This is a genomic window from Ornithinimicrobium jinqii, assembly GCF_045032595.1.
In the GTDB taxonomy this organism is placed as follows: Bacteria; Actinomycetota; Actinomycetes; order Actinomycetales; family Dermatophilaceae; genus Ornithinicoccus.
The window spans coordinates 1-2,125 of record NZ_JBJFZS010000027.1; the positions used below are offsets into that span (position 1 = coordinate 1).

The following is a 2,125-nucleotide window of genomic DNA, read 5'->3' on the forward strand; positions in this document are numbered from 1 at the left end:
TCTTCTTTTCCCCCCTCCCCCCCTTTTCCCCCCCCCCCCCCCCCCCCCCCCCCCCCCCCCCACCGCCCGGTCGGTCCGAGGACAGAGTCGGCCGACCCTCATGCACCGGGCGTCATATAGCGGTCGCCCGCGGGAAAGGAAACACACAGTGCTCATCGCACAGCGTCCCACCCTCTCCGAGGAGGTCGTGGCCGAGAACCGCTCGCGGTTCGCCATCGAGCCCCTCGAGCCGGGCTTCGGCTACACCCTCGGCAACTCCCTCCGCCGCACCCTGCTCTCGAGCATCCCGGGTGCCTCACTGACCAGCATCCGCATCGACGGCGTGCTGCACGAGTTCTCCACGATCCCCGGGGTCAAGGAGGACGTCACCGAGATCATCCTCAACCTCAAGAGCCTGGTCGTCTCCAGCGAGCACGACGAGCCGGTCGTCATGTACCTGCGCAAGCAGGGCGCCGGCGCCGTGACCGCCGCGGACATCGCCCCGCCGGCGGGGGTGGAGATCCACAACCCGGACCTGCACCTGGCCACCCTGAACGACTCCGGCAAGATCGAGATGGAGCTGACCGTCGAGCGCGGCCGCGGCTACGTCTCGTCGCAGCAGAACAAGTTCGGCGACCAGGAGATCGGTCGGATCCCGGTCGACTCCATCTACTCCCCGGTGCTGGCCGTGACCTACAAGGTCGAGGCCACCCGTGTGGAGCAGCGCACCGACTTCGACCGCCTGGTCGTGGACGTCGAGACCAAGAACTCGATCAGCCCCCGCGACGCCATGGCGTCCGCGGGCAAGACCCTCGTAGAGCTCTTCGGCCTGGCCCGTGAGCTCAACGTCGAGGCCGAGGGCATCGAGATCGGCTCGTCCGCCGGCGACGGGGCCCTGGCCTCCGACCTGGCGCTGCCGATCGAGGAGCTGGACCTGACCGTCCGTTCCTACAACTGCCTCAAGCGTGAGGGCATCCACAGCGTGGGTGAGCTCGTCGGTCGCAGCGAGGCGGACCTGCTCGACATCCGCAACTTCGGGTCCAAGTCCATCGAAGAGGTCAAGGACAAGCTGGCCGAGATGAACCTGGCGCTCAAGGACAGCCCGCCCGGGTTCGAGGGTGCCAGCTCCTACGACGACGCGTCCTTCGACGACGAGGGCGATGCTGCCTTCGTCGAGGACGAGCAGTACTGATACCTAACTTCACCCGAGGAGTCTTCTCATGCCTGCACCCAAGAAGGGCCCGCGCCTCGGCGGCGGTCCGGCGCACGAGCGCCTGATCCTGTCGAACCTGGCCACCGCCCTGTTCGAGCACGACCGCATCACCACCACGGAGGCGAAGGCCAAGCGCCTGCGCCCGCTGGCCGAGCGGCTGGTCACCTTCGCCAAGCGGGGCGACCTGCACAACCGCCGCAAGGTCCTGGCCATCATCCGGGACAAGGGCGTCGTCCACCGTCTCTTCACCGAGATCGCCCCGGACGTCGCGGAGCGTCAGGGTGGCTACACCCGCATCGTCAAGATCGCGCCGCGCAAGGGCGACAACGCCCCCATGGCCGTGATCGAGCTCGTCCGCGAGCCGGTCGCCAAGAAGGCGGTCGTCACCCAGGCCGAGGGCGCGACGCGACGTGCGGCCAAGGACGCCGACAAGGCGGCGGCGGCTGACGCGGCCCCGGCTGCGACCGAGGCCGACGCGACCGGGCAGGCCGCCCCGGCCGAGCTGGTCGAGGTCAACGAGACCGTGACCGAGGACACCACCGAGGCCGCCATGGTCTCGGCCGGCGCCGACGACGCGACGGGCTCCGCCGCTGACGCCGAGCCCGGGGTCCGCGACTTCGGTCCGGACAGCCAGGCCGCGACCGAGGACGGCGAGGCCCCGGAGGGCTTCGACGTCAAGGGCAACGCCGACTCGATGAAGTACCACGTCCCCGGCTCGCGCTGGTACGACGCGACCCAGGCCGAGGTGTGGTTCCGCTCGTCGGAGGCCGCCGAGGTGGCCGGCTTCGAGCCGGCCGGTGGCGCTGCCGCCCAGGGCGCCGAGGCCGGTGCCGAGCTGGGCAAGGCAGACGACGACAGCTGAGCGACGCGGACGCACGTCCTGCCGAGCGACGAGGCCGCCTCCCCCTTGGGGGAGGCGGCCTCGTCGCGTCC

At 70.4% G+C, this 2,125-nt stretch carries 2 protein-coding genes; both read left to right on the forward strand.

The genetic code is table 11. From position 1 onward, the window contains the following. The first annotated feature begins 148 nt into the window (after positions 1–148). Positions 149–1,171, forward strand: coding sequence for a DNA-directed RNA polymerase subunit alpha (locus tag ACI3ET_RS13210; RefSeq protein ID WP_405033526.1), 1,023 nt, complete (start codon positions 149–151; stop codon positions 1,169–1,171). 28 nt (positions 1,172–1,199) lie between these two features. Further along, entirely contained in the window at positions 1,200–2,054 is an 855-nt protein-coding gene (gene rplQ, locus ACI3ET_RS13215; RefSeq protein WP_405033527.1) for a 50S ribosomal protein L17, sunset domain variant, read from the forward strand. Positions 2,055–2,125 lie beyond the last annotated feature (71 nt).

Bases quoted from the DNA above. Each gene is read 5' to 3' on its own strand.
- rplQ (WP_405033527.1), top strand. From the start codon at position 1,200: ATGCCTGCACCCAAGAAGGGCCCGCGCCTCGGCGGCGGTCCGGCGCAC.